The following is a 19,138-nucleotide window of genomic DNA, read 5'->3' as shown; positions in this document are numbered from 1 at the left end:
TTAAAATTTTATGCCGGGTCGTTTTTCAGCACGCGCACACGGTATTCGCCCTCTTCCGTCAGGCTGGCACCGTGAATGTCGGTTTCAAACCCCGGATAGTGCCGGCCAATGCTGCACAGCATCAGCAGGAAATCGAGCACCGCGCGACTCTTCTCAGTGATCATCTCTCCCGGCATCACCAGGGGAACGCCCGGCGGATAGGGCAGAATCATGTTGGCCGAAACCCGCCCGACCAGCTCACTGATATCCACCGTTTCGATGTTGCCCTTCACCTGCTGCTGAAACGCCTGATGCGGTGTCATCTTCATTTCAGGCAGCACGTCGAATGCCTGCAGCATCAGACGCGGCAGATCGTGATGGCGGATCAGCTGATGGATCCCCTGTGCCAGGGTCTGAATGCGCATGTTGCGATAAAAGTCGGGATCCTCTGCGTAGAGATCCGGCAGCATGTTTTTCACCCGCAGATTCAGATCGTAGGCGCGTTTAAATTCGGTCAGCCCGCGCAGCACGCTCATCGCCTTGGTTTTATCGATGCCGATACTGAACAGGAACAGCAGGTTATAGGGGCCGGTTTTCTCCACCACGATGCCGCGCTCATCCAGAAACTTCGCCACCAGCGCCGCCGGGATCCCCTCTTCCGCCATCTCCCCCAGCTCGCTCATGCCCGGCGTCAGGATCGTCACCTTGATCGGATCGAGATACATGTGATCGCGATCGGCCTGCGTGAATCCATGCCACGCTTCGTCGCCCGGCTGGATCGGCCAGCACTGCGCTTCGTCAACCTGTTCCGGCTGCCAGATGTCAAAGAACCAGCTGTCAGACTCTTCACGTAGCCGCTGGATCTCACGGCGGAAATGAAGCGCGCGTTCGACCGAGCGATTGATCAAACGCTTACCCGGATTGCCGCGCAGCATGGCGGCAGCGGTTTCAATAGAGGAGACGATAGCGTAGTTAGGCGAGGTGGTGGTGTGCATCATGTAGGCTTCGTTAAACGTCTGCTCGTCGTAGTCGCCTTTAATGTGGATCATGGATGCCTGAGAGAACGCCGCCAGCAGTTTATGGGTCGACTGCGTTTCATAGACCACCTTGCCCGGAATGCGGTCTCCGCTCATGCCACTTTTGCCCGCGTAAATCGGGTGGAAATTGGTGTAAGGCACCCAGGCGGAGTCGAAATGAATCGACGGCACAGCCAGCGTCTCTTTGATGTACTGGGTGTTGTAGAGCAGCCCGTCATAGGTGGAGTTAGTAATGACCGCATGCACCGGCCAGGTGGCTCTGTCAGTCGATGCCACTTTATGCGCTATCGCGTCGCGGGTGAACTCCTGCTTCGGGATGCCGCCAAGGATCCCCAGCGCATTGCGGGTCGGCTTCAGCCAGATCGGGATCAGATCGCTCATCATCAGCAGATGAGTCAGCGATTTGTGGCAGTTGCGATCGATCAGCACGGTGCTGCCCGCCGGAGCGGCATACATCCCGACAATCTTATTCGAGGTCGAGGTGCCGTTGGTCACCATGTAACTCTGCTCAGCGCCGAAGGTGCGCGCGATATACTCTTCCGCTTCCAGGTGCGGCCCGGTGTGGTCAAGCAGCGAACCCAGCTCGGTTACCGAAATCGAAATGTCTGATTTCAGGGTGTTAGCCCCGAAGAAGTCGTAGAACAGACAGCCGACCGGGCTCTTCTGAAACGCGGTGCCCGCCATATGGCCCGGCGTGCAGAAGGTGTACTTGCCCTCTTTTACATAGGTGAACAGCGCTTTAGTCAGCGGCGGCGTGATGTGGTCAAGGTAGTCATCCGTGTATTGCCGGATGTGCAGCGCGATATCCTCGGCGGCATTCAGCGCATACTCAAAAAAGTGCAGCGGCATACGCATCTCATTGATGCTGATATCCATCTGCGAGTGGGTATTGATAAAGGCATACAGAGGCAGGTATTCGTTTAGCTGATTAATCTCTCCGCACAGTTCGGGGCTGTTGTGCGCATCCCAGTCGAAGATAACGCCGCTGATACGCGGGTTGTGTTCGATCAGTTTCAGCAGATCGTCACTGTTTTTCGGGTAAAGCAGCTGGAAGCCCTGCAGATTTAACGCCGCGTCGAGTTCGCGTAACGGTTCATCTTTGTAAAACACGCCGTGCGCGCCCATGATCGCCAGAATATTCAATGCCTGTCTCCCTGATTGTGGTGGAACCGGTCAAGCATAACCGCTAACCCCCATAAGGTGTAGCGAGGCGGTGCCAGGAGGAAACTGAAAGCGGCGAGTGAGCATGGGGAGGGAAAGTGCAGGCATAAAAAAAGCGGACCGGAGTCCGCTTTTATGGAAGTGCGCTTATCAGGCGTAGCCGTAGCTCATCAGGCGCTGATAACGACGATCCAGCAGCTCTTCAGTGCTTAACCCATCGAGTTCGGCCAGATCGGCCAGCAGCTGCTGCTTCAGAGACTGCGCCATATCGACCGGACGGCGATGCGCGCCACCCAGCGGCTCCGGGATTACGGAGTCAATCAACTTCAGCTCTTTCAGTCGGTGAGCGGTAATGCCCATCGCTTCCGCAGCCAGCGGCGCTTTATCTGCACTTTTCCACAGAATAGAGGCACAGCCTTCCGGCGAGATAACGGAATAGGTGCTGTACTGCAGCATATTCACTTTATCGCCCACGCCGATGGCCAGTGCACCACCTGAACCGCCTTCACCGATGACCGTACAGATGACCGGTACTTTCAGGCCAGACATTTCACGCAGGTTGCGCGCAATCGCTTCAGACTGCCCGCGCTCTTCCGCGCCCACGCCCGGATAAGCACCCGGGGTGTCGATGAAGGTGATGACAGGCATTTTGAAGCGCTCAGCCATCTCCATCAGGCGCAGCGCTTTGCGATAGCCTTCCGGTGCTGGCATGCCGAAGTTACGGCGAATTTTCTCTTTGGTTTCACGGCCTTTCTGGTGCCCGATGATCATCACCGGACGTCCATCCAGACGCGCAATACCGCCAACAATCGCTTTGTCATCCGCATAAGCACGGTCGCCCGCCAGCTCATCGAAATCGTCGAACGCGTTGCGGACGTAGTCAAAGGTATAAGGACGCAAAGGATGGCGCGCCAGTTGAGCGATCTGCCATGCGCCTAAATCGGCGAAGATTTTACGGGTCAGCTCAACGCTCTTCTCGCGCAGGCGCTGAACTTCTTCATCCAGATTAACGTGTTTATCATCCTGACGACCAATTGAAGTCAGCGAATCAATCTTCGCTTCGAGTTCTGCAATTGGCTGTTCAAAATCCAGGTAATTAAGACTCATAATGTTCCTGTTCTAGTCAAACTCCAGTTCCACCTGCTCCGATCCGATCAACGAGCGCAGATCGTTAAGTAAACGATCGCTGGGCGAAATTCGCCACGCTGCCCCAAAGCGCAGCTTCGCTCGCGCGTCGGCTCTCTGATAGTAGAGATGCACCGGAATCGTCCCTGATCGATGAGGTTCCAGGGACTGACGGAGTCGGTTTAATAGCTGGTCATCAATTTGCCTGTCCGTCAGCGAGATAGCAAGTCCGCGCGCGTATTTTTCGCGAGCTTCGTCGATGTCCATAACTTCACGAGCGGTCATTTTAAGGCCACCACTGAAGTCATCAAAGCTGACCTGTCCACTGACGATCAGGATTCGGTCTTTCTCCAGCAGCTGCTGGTATTTATCTAACGCATCGGTAAATAACATCACCTCAAGACGACCAGAACGATCGTCCAGAGTACAGATACCAATTCGGTTGCCGCGTTTGGTGACCATTACCCGTGCAGCGATCACCAGACCGGCCGCCACGGTAATTTTCCCCCGGTCGGTTGGATGCATATCTTTCAGCCGCACCCCGCCAACGTAACGCTCAATTTCTTTCAGATACTGATTAATCGGGTGCCCGGTCAGGTAGAGCCCCAGGGTTTCCCGTTCGCCATCCAGCTGCACCTGCTCCGGCCATCGCGTGACGCTGGCGTACGATTTCTCCACCTGCTCCGGCTCTTCCGCCAGCACGCCGAACATATCCGCCTGGCCAATCGCCTCCGCCTTCGCATGCTGATCGGCCGCTTTTAACGCGTCGCCGAGCGCACTCATCAGCGCGGCGCGATGCGGCCCCAGGCGATCGAAGGCCCCGGACATGATCAGTTTTTCCATCACCCGACGGTTGATCTTTTTAGTGTCGGTTCGGGCGCAGAGGTCAAACAGCTCGCGGAAGTAACCGCCTTCGTTTCGGGCATCAATGATCGCTTCGATCGGTCCTTCACCGACCCCTTTTATCGCACCGATACCGTAAACAATTTCACCTGCGTCATTCACATGGAAGGGATAGAGGCCGGAGTTAATATCGGGCGGCAGCACCTTCAGTCCCATCCGCCAGCACTCATCGACCAGGCCTACCACCTTCTCGGTGTTATCCATATCGGCGGTCATTACCGCGGCCATAAACTCTGCCGGATAGTGCGCTTTCAGCCACAGCGTCTGGTAAGAGACCAGTGCATAAGCCGCAGAGTGTGACTTGTTAAAGCCATAGCCTGCAAATTTTTCTACCAGATCGAAGATCTTCATCGACAGTTCGCCGTCGATGCCCATGCTTTCTGCACCGTCACGGAAAACGGAACGCTGCTTGGCCATCTCTTCCGGTTTCTTTTTCCCCATGGCGCGACGCAGCATATCTGCGCCACCCAGGGTATACCCGGAGAGGACCTGGGCGATCTGCATCACCTGTTCCTGATAAAGAATGATGCCGTATGTCGGCTCCAGCACCGGTTTCAGACTCTCGTGCTGCCACTGGATATCGGGATAGGAGATCGCTTCACGACCATGCTTACGGTCGATGAAGTTATCCACCATGCCGGACTGAAGCGGCCCCGGACGGAACAGCGCCACCAGTGCGATCATATCTTCAAAGCAGTCGGGCTTCAGACGCTTGATCAGATCCTTCATGCCGCGCGATTCAAGCTGGAATACCGCGGTGGTTTCCGAGCGCTGCAGCATATCGAAGCTTTTCTTGTCATCCAGCGGGATAGAGGCGATGTCGATCGGCTCCAGCCCCTGCTTTTCCCGGCGCGGGTTGATCATCTTCAGCGCCCAGTCGATGATGGTCAGCGTTCTCAGCCCCAGGAAGTCGAACTTCACCAGGCCGGCATATTCCACATCATTTTTATCGAACTGGGTCACCGGGAACTGGCCGTGCTCATCGCAGTAGAGCGGCGCAAAATCGGTGATCTTCGTTGGCGCGATGACCACGCCACCGGCATGTTTACCGGCGTTACGCGTGACCCCTTCCAGCTTACGCGCCATGTCGATCAGCGCTTTGACCTCTTCATCCGCCTCATACATGGCCGGCAGCTGCGGTTCAGCAACAAAGGCTTTTTCCAGCGTCATGCCGGGATCGGGCGGGATCAGTTTGGAAATGCGATCCACGAAACCATAAGGATGACCGAGCACGCGGCCAACGTCGCGGATAACCGCTTTCGCCGCCATGGTGCCGAAAGTGATGATCTGTGAAACCGCTTCGCGCCCGTACATGTCCGCGACGTGTTCAATCACCTGGTCACGCTTCTCCATGCAGAAATCGACGTCAAAGTCGGGCATTGAGACACGTTCCGGGTTCAGGAAACGTTCGAACAGCAGGTCAAACTCCAGCGGATCGATATCGGTAATTTTCAGCGCATAGGCCACCAGCGAACCGGCACCGGAACCACGACCCGGCCCGACCGGCACGCCATTATCCTTGGACCACTGGATGAACTCCATCACGATCAGGAAGTAGCCCGGGAAGCCCATCTGGTTGATCACGTTGAGTTCAACCTCCAGACGCTCATCATATTCCGGGCGTTTCTGCAGCCGCTCAGCTTCGTCCGGGAACAGGAACACCAGACGCTCTTCCAGCCCCTCGCGGGATTTCGCGACCAGATAATCTTCCGTGGTCATATCTCCGGTCGGGAACTGCGGCAGGAAGTATTCGCCTAGCCGGACCGTGACGTTACAACGCTTAGCAATTTCTACGCTGTTTTCTAGCGCTTCCGGGATGTCCGAGAAGAGCTCGCACATCTCCGCTTCGCTGCGCATATATTGCTGAGGACTGTAGTTGCGCGGACGCTTGGGGTCATCCAGCGTATAGCCGTCATGGATGGCCACGCGGATTTCATGCGCGTCGAAATCCTCTTCATTGATAAAGCAGACTTCGTTGGTCGCGACCACCGGAATGCCTTCGGCAATCGCCAGCTCCACCGCCGCGTGCAGGTAGCTTTCTTCATCCGGACGGCCGGTGCGGATCAGTTCCAGATAGTATCTGTCAGGGAAATGCTGCTGATAAAAAGAGAGGCACTGTGAAACCAGCGTGCTGTTACCGCGCAGCAGGCTGCGGCCGACATCTCCGCGGCGTCCGCCTGACAGCAGGATTAACCCTTCCTGCAATTCCATCAGCCAGTCGCGATCGATAATCGGCCCGTCCACGCCATAGCCACGCTGATAGGCGCGGGAGATCAGCAGCGTCAGGTTCTGATAGCCGGTATTGTTCGCCGCCAGCACGGTCAGCTGCGTGAGTTCATCCCCCATCAGCTCGCTGGCGACCTTAAAATCGGCACCAATAACCGGTTTTATCCCTGCGCCGTGCGCCCCGCCGTAGAATTTCACCAGGCCACACAGGTTAGTGAAGTCGGTGATCGCAATCGCGGGCATGCCGAGCGCAGCCGCCTTTTTGATCAGCGGCCCGGTTTTCGCCAGGCCATCAACCATCGAATAGTCACTGTGGACGCGCAGATGTATAAAACGGGGTTCAGCCATATCAGTTTCCGGTTAAAACAGCGTCAGGCTATTAAAGCGTATGGGGCTGGCTGGCGGCCAGTACGTCCGCATCGATCAGCGCGTTGCGGACAGGAGCAAAACTGCGACGGTGGTGCGGAGTCGCGCCATACTGCGTCAGTTTTTCCATGTGCAGCGCCGTCGGATAGCCTTTGTGCTGTGCAAAGCCATATTGCGGGAACAGCAGATCGAGTTCAGCCATTTCACGGTCGCGGGAGACCTTGGCAATGATAGAAGCGGCGCTGATCTCAGCGACCAGACTGTCCCCTTTGACTACCGCCTGTGACGGCATCGGCAGCGCCGGGCAGCGATTACCGTCTATCAGCACATAGTCAGGCTGAATGCAGAGGCCAGCAACCGCACGCTGCATCGCCAGCATAGTCGCATGCAGGATATTCAGCTGGTCAATCTCTTCCGGTTCTGCCCGGCCCAGGCTCCACGCCAGCGCCTTCTCTTTGATTTCGTCAAACAGGGCCAGCCGGCGTTTTTCCGACAGCTTCTTCGAGTCCGCCAGCCCGGTAATCGGGTTGGTCGGATCGAGGATCACCGCCGCCGTAACGACCGCGCCAACCAGCGGGCCGCGCCCGACTTCGTCCACACCGGCAATCAGCGTGGCGGCAGGATAGATAAAATCAGGCATTCACCAGCTCCAGTACCGCATCCGCCGCCTGTTCATCGGCGTTCCAGCGGATCTGTTGATGTAATTCATTGAACGTCTGCAGCAGGGTTTCGCGCTCAGGCCCGGCATGCAGCAGCGGATCTAACGCCGCGGCCAGGGCTTCAGGCTGACACTCATCCTGCAGTAACTCTTTCACCAGTTCCCGTCCTGCCAGCAGATTGGGCAGCGAAACATAGGGGGTCTTCACCAGCCGTTTTGCCAGCCAGAAGGTCGCCGGTTTCATTCGATACCCCACCACCATCGGGCATTTTGCCAGCATGCACTCCAGTGCAGCAGTGCCCGATGCCAGAAGTGCGGCATCGCTCGCGATCATCGCCTCGCGTCCCTGACCATCCAGCAGATGAACAGGAAGGTCGGGAGCCGTTTCGGCTTTTATCTTCTCAAACTGTTCGCGCCGGCGGGCGTTAACCAGCGGAACGACGACTTCCAGCGCCGGATAGTGACGCCGCAGTAACCGGGCCGTTTTGAGAAAATCGGCGCTGAGCATGTCAACTTCTGCGCCACGACTGCCGGGCAGCAGGGCCAGACAGAGCGCATTATCGGCAATTCCCAGGTGACGACGCGCAGCCTGTTTGTCAGGGTGCAGCGGCATCGCATCCGCCATGGTGTGACCGATAAAACGGCAGGGAACATTAAAGCGATCGTAGAACGCTTTTTCAAACGGCAGGAAGGCCAGCACCAGATTGGTGTTACGACCAATCTTGAAGACGCGCTTCTGACGCCATGCCCAGACAGAGGGACTGACGTAGTGAATGGTACGGATACCGGCGCGTTTCAGGTTGCCTTCCAGCGTAATATTGAAGTCAGGCGCATCGATCCCGACAAACACATCGGGCTGGAGTTCGGTAAAGCGCCGGGTGAGATCGCGGCGGATCGTCAGCAGACGGCGCAGACGTCCCAGCACCTCCACAATGCCCATGACCGCCAGCTCTTCCATCTCATACCAGGCTTCACACCCTTCCGCCTGCATCAACGGACCGGCTACGCCGACAAAACGCGCGTCGGGATGGCGCGCTTTCAGGGCTCGAATCAGACCTGCACCAAGAATATCGCCGGAGGTTTCTCCGGCGACCAGGGCAATCGTTAGAGGACGCGCTGACATGAATTAACGAATTAATCCACGGGTTGAACGGGCAAAGAAATCGTAGAAAGGCTGCACTTCGCTATGCTGCTGCGCAAGCGCTTCAATCTCCGGCTTCACTTCCTCCAGCGTTCTGCCGCTGCGATAGAGCAACTTGTAGGCGTTGCGGATCGCGTGCAACGACTCTTTGCTGAATCCACGGCGCTTGAGGCCTTCAATGTTGATCCCGAACGGCGTGGCATGGTTGCCCTGCGCAATAACGTAAGGCGGCACATCCTGCGCCACGCCGGAACAGCCACCCACCATCACGTGCGCACCAATAGTGCACCACTGATGCACTGCTGTCATGCCGCCAATAATGGCGAAATCATCGACCGTGACGTGACCACCCAGGGTCGCGTTGTTGGCGAAGATACAGCGGTTACCGATGACGCAGTCGTGCGCAATATGAACGTTGACCATCAGCAGATTATCGCTGCCCACCGTGGTGACATGGCCACCCTGAGTGGTGCCGCGATGAATCGTCACGCTTTCACGGATGCGGTTGCGATCGCCGATTTCAACCCGTGTTGGCTCACCGGCATATTTCAGATCCTGGTTCACTTCGCCGATAGAGGCGAACTGATAGATCTGGTTATCTTTACCGATACGTGTGTGGCCGTTCACCACAACGTGTGACTTCAGTACCGTTCCTTCACCGATCTCCACATTCGCGCCAATAAAGCAAAACGGGCCAATGTGAACGCGGGCGCCGATAACCGCGCCCTCTTCGATGACAGAACTGGGATGGATAGTGGCGGTTGGATCAATCACGAATTATGCCTCCCGGCTGCGGGCACACATCATGGTCGCTTCACAAACGATTTTACCGTCGACAGTCGCCACGCCTTTGAAGCGGGTCAGACCACGGCGGGTTTTCTCGAAAGTGACTTCCATGATCATCTGGTCGCCTGGTACCACAGGGCGCTTGAAGCGGGCGTTGTCGATACCGGCAAAATAATAGAGTTCACCTGGCTCCAGTTTACCTACGCTTTTAAACGCCAGAATACCGGTGGCCTGCGCCATCGCTTCCAGGATAAGAACGCCAGGAAAAATCGGTTTACCAGGGAAATGCCCCTGGAAAAACGGTTCGTTAACAGAAACGTTCTTCACTGCACGCAGGTATTTGTGCTCTTCAAATTCCAGCACGCGGTCTACCAGCAGAAACGGATAGCGGTGCGGCAGCAGCTCTAAAATCTCTTCAATTTTCAGAGTATGAGTTTCAGTAGTCAAAATACTCTTCCTGTCCTAAAAATCTGATGACATCAATAACACGGCCTGCACAGATCAAAATGATCTTCCGCAGGCCGCAAATAGGTTCTGTGGCGCCGGGCTTCCCTGCTTAACATTTTTATTATGAAAGCCGGTCAGTTTTGGGATGGCGGTCAGTCGTCTTTGCCGACCTTGCGCTCGATGGCTTTTAAGCGTTTGCTCATGTCATCGATGTTCATCACCAGCGCTGCAGTTTTGCGCCAGGTTTTGTTGGGTTGCAGCGGAATGCCTGAGGAATAGACGCCAGGCTCTGTGATAGGACGCATGACCATGCCCATACCGGTCACGGTGACTTTGTCACAGATTTCCATATGGCCGTTAATGACGCTGGCACCGCCAATCATACAGTAACGTCCAATTTTCAAACTACCCGCCATGATCACACCGCCTGCAACCGCAGTATTGTCACCAATAACTACGTTGTGAGCGATCTGGCACTGGTTGTCTATGATAACACCATTGCCTATCAGAGTGTTATCCAGCGCACCGCGATCGATGGTAGTGCAGGCACCAATTTCCACCCGATCGCCGATAATTACCGCGCCTAACTGCGGGATTTTCACCCAGTTACCGCGATCGTTGGCATAGCCGAAGCCATCAGAACCGATGACGGTGCCTGACTGAATCAGACAATCCTGGCCGATCTGAATCTCATGATAAACGGAGACGTTGGCCCAGAGACGGGTACCACGACCGATGCGGGTTTTTTTGCCCACAAAGCAGCCTGCGCCGATCACCACGTTGTCGCCCAGCTCCACATCCGCTTCGATGACGGCGTTAGCGCCAATCGCGACGTTGTTGCCGAGTCGGGCTGAAGGGTCGATCACCGCGCTGGGCGCGATATTCTGCGCGGGCTGGGGGGTGGTATCGAGTATCTGTGCCATACGCGCATAGGTCAGGTAGGGATTTTTCACCACCAGCGCTGCCGTATTGCACCACTCCAGATCCGCTTCCGTCAGCACCACGGCTGAAGCCTTTATCAGGGCGAGTTGCTCGCGGTAACGGCTGTTTGCAAGAAATGTGATTTGGCCAGTTGTGGCGGATTGCATAGAAGCAATGCCGGAGATGACGATATCGCCATCTCCGTGCAATTCTGCATCCAACTGCTGGGCTAAATCAGCCAGTCGAATAGATGCCATGAATTATTTAACCTGTTTCAGCACGTCAGCAGTAATGTCTTTTGCGTTTGATGCATAAGCCACCGCGTTCGCGTCGATCACGACATCGTAACCATCGCTGTCAGCGACTTTCTTCACGGCGTCCTGAATGCGGCTCAGCAGCTTGTTACGCTCTTCCATCTGACGACGGCGGTTATCCTGCTCAAAGGCCTGGGCTTTTGAAGAGAAAGCTTCACGCTGAGACATGACATCTTTTTCCATACGGCTGCGTTCGCTGGCCTTCATGGTAGAGCCGTCACGCTGTAAACGCTGCATTTTAGTTTGCAGATCGCGTTCCTGGCTCTGCAGCTCAGTTGCACGGCCTTTGAACTCATTTTCCAGCTGTTTAGCAACAGTCGCACGTTGCGGTAACTGTTGGAAAATGCTGGACACGTTTACCACTGCAATTTTGTCAGCAGCCTGAACACCAGCGGAAACCGCTAAAGCAAGACCCAGACCTGCGGCACACAACAACTTTTTCACTATAAACTCCTTACCATCAACGTTTGTGTCAGCGACACAGTGTTTGCCCCGGAACAGCCTGCGCTGTCCGGCAGCAAGACTTCAGCTATGCATCCATGCTCAGAACATTACCAGGTTTTACCAATGTTAAACTGGAACTGCTCTGACTTGTCTCCATCCACTTTCTTTATCGGCTGGGCGTAAGAGAACACCAGCGGGCCGAGCGGTGACATCCACTGCAGCGCAACACCGCTTGAAACGCGGATATTGTTAGGATCGCTGTAGTCCGGAATGCCCGCCGCACGAGTTTCGGCCGTGTTTTCCCAGTGGGTATCCCATGCGGTACCGGTATCGACAAACACCGAGGTACGTACCGAGTTAGCATACTTCTCGCTCAGGAACGGCGTTGGCGTGATCAGCTCAAGGCTGGCAATCGCCATGGCGTTTCCGCCGACCGCATCGTCAGACTTACAGATGCCATCCGGATCGGCCAGGCGGCAATTCGACGAGTTGTTATTGTAGTAGGCAGCCTTCGGACCAATGGTATTGGACTGGAAGCCACGAACGGTACTGGAACCACCGGCGTAGAAGTTCTCATAGAACGGCATCTCTTTGCCGCCGAGACCATCACCGTAACCCACACGGCCGCGACCCAGCAGCACCCAGGTGTGATCCTGGTTAATCGGCACATACTGCTGGGTGTCCAGCGTGGCCTTGTAGAAGCTGTTGTCTGAGCCAGGAATCGTCACCTTACCGTTCAGGTTGGTGCGGTTACCCGCCGTCGGGAAGAAGCCACGGTCCAGCGTGTTGTAGGTCCAGCCGTAGTTGAAGGTGAAGTCATCAGCAGAGAATTCGCCTTTATCATCCAGCTGCTGCGGCTTGCCGACTGAATCCAGATAACGCCACATCGCCACCTGCGGCTGCATGTTGGAGAGGTCGTTATGGACATAGCCCAGACCGACACGCAGGGTGTTGTTTTCGTTAACCGGGAAGCCCAGCGTGCCATCCAGACCATAGCTCTTGTTGGTATAGTCAGAGAGGTCGGCATTGTCCGCTTTAAAGTCGTTATAGAACAGACGACCACCCAGACTCACCCCATCCACGGTGAAGTAAGGGTCAGTCAGCGAGAACTCGGCATAGGTCTGGTAGTCATTTTTGGTGCCGCTGATGCCGACGGTATTACCGGTGCCCAGCCAGTTATCCTGCGTGACCCCGACCTGGAAGCTTACGCCACTCTCGGTGCCGTAACCGACGCCGAAGTTGAAGGTCCCGGTGTTGCGCTCTTTAACCTTGTAGACCACATCAACCTGATCCGGTGAACCTGGCACGCGCTGGGTATCCACATCGACGTTTTCAAAGTAACCGGTGCGGTTCAGACGCTCTTTGCCCTGCTCGACCAGGTCGCTGCCCAGCCAGGCCCCTTCCATCTGACGCATTTCACGACGCAGCACCGCATCTTTTGAGGTGTCGTTACCTTCAAAGCGAACGTGACGCACGTAGTAGCGGTTGCCGGCATCGACGTTGATGTGCAGTTTGACAGTCTTATCAGCATCGTTGATTTCAGGCTGTGTCACGACGCGCGGATAGGCGTAGCCGTAGCGGCCCAGCAGTTTCTTGATGTCATCTTCCATCTTCGTGACTTTGGCGCCGTTATAGAGCTCGCCTGCCGGAATTTTGGTCAGATGTTCAATCTCTGCTGAGTGGCCTGCCATGCTGCCATTCACGATCACGCCGGCGATTTTGTACTGATCGCCTTCAGTGATGTTGACCGTGATGTAGATGCCTTTTTTATCCGGCGTCAGGCTGACCTGGGTCGAATCGATATTAAAGCGGGCGTAGCCGCGATCCAGATAGAAGCTGCGCAGGGTTTCGAGGTCACCGGCCAGTTTCTGTTTCTGGTATTTACGGTCGCCGACCACGTTCCACCAGGGCACTTCATCGCGCAGCTGGAAGCGGGAGATCAGTTCATCAGAACTGAACGCCTTGTTACCGACGATGTTGATCTGCTGAATTTTGGCAGAGACACCCTCCGTAAAGACCAGCTTCAGATCGACACGGTTACGCGGCAGTGGCGTGACCACCGCTTTCACGTTGGCCGTATATTTACCGACGCTGTAGTAGAAATCCTCCAGGCCCTTCTCGATAGAAGAGAGCGTGGTACGGTCAAGCGCTTCGCCGACACGCACACCGGAGGCTTCCAGATTCTGTTTCAGCTGATCCTCTTTCACCGCTTTGTTACCGGTGAAGGTAATGCTGGCAATGGTAGGACGTTCTTTGACCTGGACAATCAGCGTTGTACCGTCTCGCAGGACCTGAACATCCTCAAAGTTGCCAGTCGCGAACAGTGAGCGAATGGTGTTTCTGACATCATCGTCATTCACCGTATCGCCAACCCGAACTGGCATGCTCAGCAGAGCCGCGCCGACGGCGACTCGCTGCAGCCCTTCGAAATGAATATCCTTCACCACGAAATCGTCTGCACCGTAAACGGTGGCGCTGCTAAACAGCAGCGACGCTATGAGCAACTTTTTCATCGCCATCGTTATTATGCGTTTTCCTAACACATCCCCTGAATGTTCGCGTTCCAGCGGTTACAAACGGGAGAAATCATTGAAAAGTGCAAGCCCCATTAACAGCACCAGCAAAATCGAACCGATGCGATAACTAAAGTCCTGAACTCGCTCGGACACCGGTCCACCTTTGATCTTTTCGATCGCCAGGAAGAGCAGATGCCCACCATCTAAAACCGGCAATGGGAACAGGTTGATGATGCCCAGGTTGACGCTGATCAGCGCCAGGAACATCAGGTAGTAAATCAACCCATACTCTGCTGACAACCCTGCACCCTGCGCAATCGAGATTGGCCCGCTCAGGTTGTTCAGCTTCACATCACCCGTGATTAACTTGCCCAGCATAGAAACGGTAAGCTTCATCAGCTGCCAGGTTTTTACACTGGCCTCACCGATAGCCGCAAACGCGCCATACTGTCTTACCGTTCTGTACTCTTCCGGCAGCGGGACAATGCGCGGGATAACACCCGCAAATCCTTCGCCTTTGCTGCCCGATCTGGCTTCTGGCGTCATGGTCAGCGTAATTGCATCACCGCCGCGATCCACCTCAAGCGCCATGCTTTTGCCCGGGTTATCCCGGACCTGCGTGACAAAAGTCTGCCACTGCGATAATGGCTGACCATCGACTTTAACGATCCTGTCGCCAGCTTGCAAACCGGCTTCACTGGCTGGCGAGTTCGCCTGCACTTCTGCCAGCGTGGTCTCAATCTGCGGACCACGTGGCCGGATGCCCAGCGCGACAACCGGATCCTGCTTGTCTGGCTCAAACTGCCAGTTACGCAAATCCAGCTGTTTCTCGTGGGTCGCGTCCTCGCCAAATCGTGCCACCGTCAGGGTTGTGCTGCTGTCGCCGATTTTACCCACCAGCGCCATCCGCACAGCATCCCAGTCAGGCGTTTCGATACCGTCAACCGCCTTAAGTTCCATACCGGGTGCAATTTGCGCTTCCGCCGCGACCGAACCGTTTAAAATTTCACCGATTACCGGGCGCACACCCGGCACGCCGTGAATAAACACAACCCAGTAGGCAAAGATGGCAAAGAGGAAGTTAGCGACAGGACCCGCCGCAATGATGGAAGCGCGCTGCCAGACGGCTTTGTTGTTGAAAGCCTGATGACGCAGTTCGGCGGGCACGCTCTCGACACGCTCGTCGAGCATTTTCACGTAGCCGCCAAGGGGAATCAGCGCGATGACAAACTCGGTGCCCTGGCGGTCACGACGCCGCCAGAGTGATTTACCGAAACCGATGGAAAAGCGTTCAACTTTGACGCCGCAGCGACGGGCGACCCAGAAATGGCCAAATTCATGGACGGTAATCAGCACGCCCAGCGCAACGATAAAGGCGACAAAACTCCAGATTATGCTCAACATCTTTGCCTGTCCTTAAAGGGTGCGAAACACCAGCAGCAATAAACAGGCAAACACCGGCACTGCCGCAGTCAGACTATCAATGCGATCCAGAATCCCGCCGTGACCGGGGATCAGATTACCGCTGTCTTTGATGCCCGCTTCGCGTTTGAACATACTTTCGGTGAGATCACCCAGCACCGACGCCAGCGTCGCAATCACCGCGCAGACCACCAGCGTGCCAGCTGACACCGTCAGAGGGGCCAGCGTTGCGAACAGCAGCGCAATCAGCGCGGAAGAGACCAGACCGCCCAGAAAACCTTCCCAGGTTTTACCCGGTGAGACCTTTGGCGCCAGCTTGTGTTTGCCGAACATCTTGCCAAACATGTAGGCCCCTGAATCCGCGCCCCACACCAGCAGCATGACAAACAGCAGCCACCAGGCCCCGGCAAAGTGATCGGTTTCATAGTGATACTGACGCAGCGCCATCATGCCCCAGAAAAAAGGCACCAGGGTTAAGAGACCAAACAGCAGGCGAAGCGGACGTGAATGGCGCCAGAAGGCGGCCGAAGCGGGATAGGAGAGAACCAGCAGCAGCGCAACGACCCACCACACCAGCGACGCCCAGAGCGATGTCGCCACCTGCGGCAGATGCACATCATGCTGATAAGGAGGCAGAGTAAACTGCATCAGGGCCAGTAAGAGGCCACAAAGAACCGCCAGCCAGACGCGCTGCTGACGGGATGCCATCCCTGCCAGCTGACCCCATTCCCAGGCGGCCAGCATACAGATAATGATGGTGGTAATTGCGAAACCCACAGGTGGTAACCAGAACAGTGCAGCTATTACCAGCGGAATTAAAATTAACGCGGTAATCAGACGAGACTTCAGCAAAGGTTACCCCCAGATTGCTCAGGCGCCGCCTGGTGCAGCGCCGCCAAAACGACGCTCCCGCAGAGAGAATGCATTCAGTGCACCTTCAAAAACGTGTTCATCGAAATCCGGCCAGAGCACATCGGTAAAATAGAATTCAGCATAGGCAATCTGCCACAGCAGGAAGTTGCTAATCCGATGCTCTCCCCCGGTCCTTATCACTAAATCCACTGGCGCCAGCTCCTGCATACAGAGCTGCGACGTCAGGCTCTCTTCGGTAATCTGGTCAGGACGCAGTAAGCCTTCCTGAACCTGTTCAGCCAGTTTTTTCACGCCTTCGATAATATCCCAACGGCCGCCATAGTTGGCAGCAATGTTGAGCGTCAGGCCACTATTATTTGCAGTCAGCGTCTCAGAACGGCGAATACGTTCCTGAATACGCGGGCTGAAACGGCTGGTATCGCCAATGACGCGTAACCGGACGTTGTGTTTGTGCAGGCTCTTCACTTCACTGTCGAGTGCCCAGACAAACAGTTCCATTAACGCGGTGACTTCCTGCGCCGGACGGCTCCAGTTTTCACTGCTGAAGGCGTAAAGCGTCAGGGCTTCGAGATTGTTGCTGACAGCAAAGCTAACGGCACGACGTACCGATTTGACGCCCGCTTTGTGGCCTGAAATGCGCAATTTTCCCTGATTTTTGGCCCAGCGACCGTTGCCATCCATGATGATAGCGACGTGGCGCGGACCGTTTCCCTGCTGGTCATCAGTGTTGTTGTGATTGTTAGACGACATAACGCTTAACCAATTCCTTTCATCAGAAATGCTGTGGTTTCTGAATACATTGCGCCCGATTCAAATCCCGACAGATTCTCAGTGTCGGGCCACACCGAATTCGGTGACAGACCGTGAAACGCGAGCCAGCGACTATACCATTTTCACCTGAAGCGAACAAATGGCCTCATATCGATCGGCGTCACGACGTGAAGCGCGACAACATTTCTGTTGCCCGCGCGCGCGCAGAGCGATCGATTTCAAGGACAGCGTCCACCGAATCCGGTTCCGCACACACCTGTGCCGCCAGCACCGCACTGTTCAGCGCAGCGATGTCGGTAAAGCGGATCTGGTGATTCAGGAAAGCCGCAACGGCAACCTCGTTGGCTGCATTGAGCGTGGTGGTGGCCGCCTGCCCTGCTTCGCAGGCATCAATGGCCAGCTTCAGACAGGGGTAGCGATTAAAGTCAGGTTCAGCAAACGTCAGCGCCGACATGCGGGTGAAATCCAGCGGCGTCACGCCTGCATTGATGCGCGAAGGCCAGGCCATGCTGTGAGCAATGGGCGTACGCATATCCGGTGAACCTAACTGAGCCAGCACGCTGCCATCGCAGTATCGCACCATGGAGTGAATCACCGACTGCGGGTGGAGTATCACTTCCATCTGCGCTGCGCTGGCGTTGAACAACCAACGGGCTTCAATGTACTCAAGACCTTTATTCATCATGGTGGCCGAGTCGACAGAGATTTTTCTCCCCATCGACCAGTTCGGATGAGCACAGGCCTGATCGGGCGACATGGCGCTGAGATCGGCTAAATCTGTGTCACGAAAAGGACCACCTGATCCCGTAAGGATAATCGACTCGATGCCATTATCCCGCAGGTCAGCGTAACCTAACTGATGCTGGATGGTAGCCGGTAAACTCTGAAAAATGGCGTTATGCTCGCTGTCGACCGGTAGTAACTGTGCGTGATGATGACGCACGGCCTCCATAAACAAACGGCCGCAGGTGACAAGGGACTCTTTGTTCGCCAGCAGCACGGTTTTTCCGGCACGGATGGCTGCCAGCGTCGGCAGCAGGCCGGAGGCGCCAACAATCGCTGCCATCACCTGATCCACTTCATCCAGCGCGGCCAGCTCACAGGCTGCCTGAACGCCGGAGAGCACTTCAGTATTGACCCTGATTGCTCTCAGTCGCTCACGCAACGCAGCAGCGGAGGCTTCGTCTGCCATGCAGGCGTAGCGCGGGGTAAAGGCTGCACACTGTTCGGCCATCAGCGCCACGTTATGACCGGCCACCAGTGCTGTAATCTGATAGAGCGCCGGATTGGCGCGAACCACCGCCAGCGTGCTGGTGCCGATTGAGCCGGTTGATCCCAGCAGAGTTAATCGCTTCATGAAGCTATCCGTGTGAAGTCAGGGTGCACAGTGGCACAATGTAAAACGCCGCCAGATGTCGCATTCATACGAATACCTCTCTGTACGGCGTTTTTTCCGGCAGCGATGGGATTAGAAATCCATCAGCTCCGTCTCTTTTTCTGACAGTGCAGCATCCACTTTCTTGATGTAAGCATCCGTCATTTTCTGGATTTCATCCTGCGCACGACGTTCGTCGTCTTCGCTGATCTCTTTATCTTTCAGCAGCGCTTTGATTTTATCGTTGGCATCGCGACGGACGTTACGTACCGACACACGGCCCTGCTCGGCTTCGCCGCGCACGATTTTAATCAGATCTTTACGACGCTCTTCGGTCAGCGCAGGCAGCGGAACACGGATGTCGCTGCCGGCTGAACTTGGGTTCAGACCGAGATCGGACTTCATGATCGCTTTTTCAACTGCCGCACTCAGGGTGCGATCAAACACGTTGATTTTCAGCGTGCGTGAGTCTTCCACAGTGACGGAAGCCAGCTGACGCAGTGGCGTCGGCGTGCCGTAATATTCGACGACGATGCCGTCAAGCAGCGAAGGGGAAGCACGACCCGTGCGCACTTTGCTGATGGTGTTTTTGAATGCTTCAACGCATTTTTCCATGCGCGTGTCAGCATCTTTTTTGATGTCGTTAATCACGTTGAAACCCTTGGATTCGGTT

At 55.7% G+C, this 19,138-nt stretch carries 15 protein-coding genes; all 15 read right to left on the bottom strand.

The features are described 5' to 3' along the window. Positions 1-8 precede the first annotated feature (8 nt). Positions 9-2,159 carry a lysine decarboxylase LdcC gene (locus AC1V0D_RS13390; RefSeq protein WP_046101264.1) on the bottom strand — a complete coding sequence of 717 codons (2,151 nt, stop codon included), beginning with the start codon at positions 2,157-2,159 and terminating at the stop codon, positions 9-11. A 168-nt stretch (positions 2,160-2,327) separates the two neighbouring features. Then, on the bottom strand, positions 2,328-3,284 hold the full coding sequence (gene accA, locus AC1V0D_RS13385) for an acetyl-CoA carboxylase carboxyl transferase subunit alpha (protein WP_009091971.1): 957 nt from the start codon (positions 3,282-3,284) through the stop codon (positions 2,328-2,330). A 12-nt stretch (positions 3,285-3,296) separates the two neighbouring features. Beyond that, a complete protein-coding gene (gene dnaE, locus AC1V0D_RS13380; RefSeq protein ID WP_482907552.1) occupies positions 3,297-6,779 on the bottom strand; it encodes a DNA polymerase III subunit alpha in 3,483 nt (1,160 codons plus the stop codon). Between the two features lie 31 nt (positions 6,780-6,810). Beyond that, positions 6,811-7,437, bottom strand: coding sequence for a ribonuclease HII (gene rnhB / locus AC1V0D_RS13375; RefSeq protein WP_058958059.1), 627 nt, complete (start codon positions 7,435-7,437; stop codon positions 6,811-6,813). After that, entirely contained in the window at positions 7,430-8,578 is a 1,149-nt protein-coding gene (gene lpxB / locus AC1V0D_RS13370) for a lipid-A-disaccharide synthase (RefSeq protein ID WP_058958058.1), read from the bottom strand. The genes rnhB and lpxB overlap by 8 nt, the downstream gene beginning before the upstream one ends. A gap of 3 nt (positions 8,579-8,581) precedes the next feature. Beyond that, a complete protein-coding gene (gene lpxA, locus AC1V0D_RS13365; protein ID WP_009091978.1) occupies positions 8,582-9,370 on the bottom strand; it encodes an acyl-ACP--UDP-N-acetylglucosamine O-acyltransferase in 789 nt (262 codons plus the stop codon). A gap of 3 nt (positions 9,371-9,373) precedes the next feature. Beyond that, positions 9,374-9,829, bottom strand: coding sequence for a 3-hydroxyacyl-ACP dehydratase FabZ (gene fabZ / locus AC1V0D_RS13360; RefSeq protein ID WP_009091980.1), 456 nt, complete (start codon positions 9,827-9,829; stop codon positions 9,374-9,376). A gap of 152 nt (positions 9,830-9,981) precedes the next feature. Next, positions 9,982-11,007 carry a UDP-3-O-(3-hydroxymyristoyl)glucosamine N-acyltransferase gene (gene lpxD, locus AC1V0D_RS13355; protein ID WP_058958057.1) on the bottom strand — a complete coding sequence of 342 codons (1,026 nt, stop codon included), beginning with the start codon at positions 11,005-11,007 and terminating at the stop codon, positions 9,982-9,984. A gap of 3 nt (positions 11,008-11,010) precedes the next feature. Next, positions 11,011-11,508, bottom strand: a complete 498-nt coding sequence (gene skp / locus AC1V0D_RS13350) for a molecular chaperone Skp (RefSeq protein WP_003852644.1) — start codon at positions 11,506-11,508, stop codon at positions 11,011-11,013. Between the two features lie 107 nt (positions 11,509-11,615). Continuing rightward, on the bottom strand, positions 11,616-14,027 hold the full coding sequence (gene bamA / locus AC1V0D_RS13345; RefSeq protein ID WP_009091984.1) for an outer membrane protein assembly factor BamA: 2,412 nt from the start codon (positions 14,025-14,027) through the stop codon (positions 11,616-11,618). Positions 14,028-14,078: 51 nt separating this feature from the next. Continuing rightward, complete coding sequence (rseP, locus tag AC1V0D_RS13340; protein WP_482907551.1) at positions 14,079-15,428, bottom strand: sigma E protease regulator RseP; 1,350 nt, start codon at positions 15,426-15,428, stop codon at positions 14,079-14,081. 12 nt (positions 15,429-15,440) lie between these two features. Beyond that, positions 15,441-16,298: a phosphatidate cytidylyltransferase gene (gene cdsA, locus AC1V0D_RS13335; RefSeq protein ID WP_009091988.1), complete on the bottom strand. Its 858-nt coding sequence runs from the start codon at positions 16,296-16,298 to the stop codon at positions 15,441-15,443. 18 nt (positions 16,299-16,316) lie between these two features. Next, on the bottom strand, positions 16,317-17,069 hold the full coding sequence (ispU, locus tag AC1V0D_RS13330) for a (2E,6E)-farnesyl-diphosphate-specific ditrans,polycis-undecaprenyl-diphosphate synthase (RefSeq protein ID WP_009091989.1): 753 nt from the start codon (positions 17,067-17,069) through the stop codon (positions 16,317-16,319). Positions 17,070-17,250: 181 nt separating this feature from the next. Continuing rightward, entirely contained in the window at positions 17,251-18,447 is a 1,197-nt protein-coding gene (ispC, locus tag AC1V0D_RS13325) for a 1-deoxy-D-xylulose-5-phosphate reductoisomerase (RefSeq protein ID WP_046101259.1), read from the bottom strand. A gap of 111 nt (positions 18,448-18,558) precedes the next feature. Further along, on the bottom strand, positions 18,559-19,116 hold the full coding sequence (gene frr, locus AC1V0D_RS13320; protein WP_009091992.1) for a ribosome recycling factor: 558 nt from the start codon (positions 19,114-19,116) through the stop codon (positions 18,559-18,561). Positions 19,117-19,138: the final 22 nt, after the last annotated feature.

The sequence above is a fragment of the Pantoea sp. PA1 genome (genome assembly GCF_056856975.1).
This window is presented reverse-complemented; position numbering and strand designations above follow the sequence as displayed.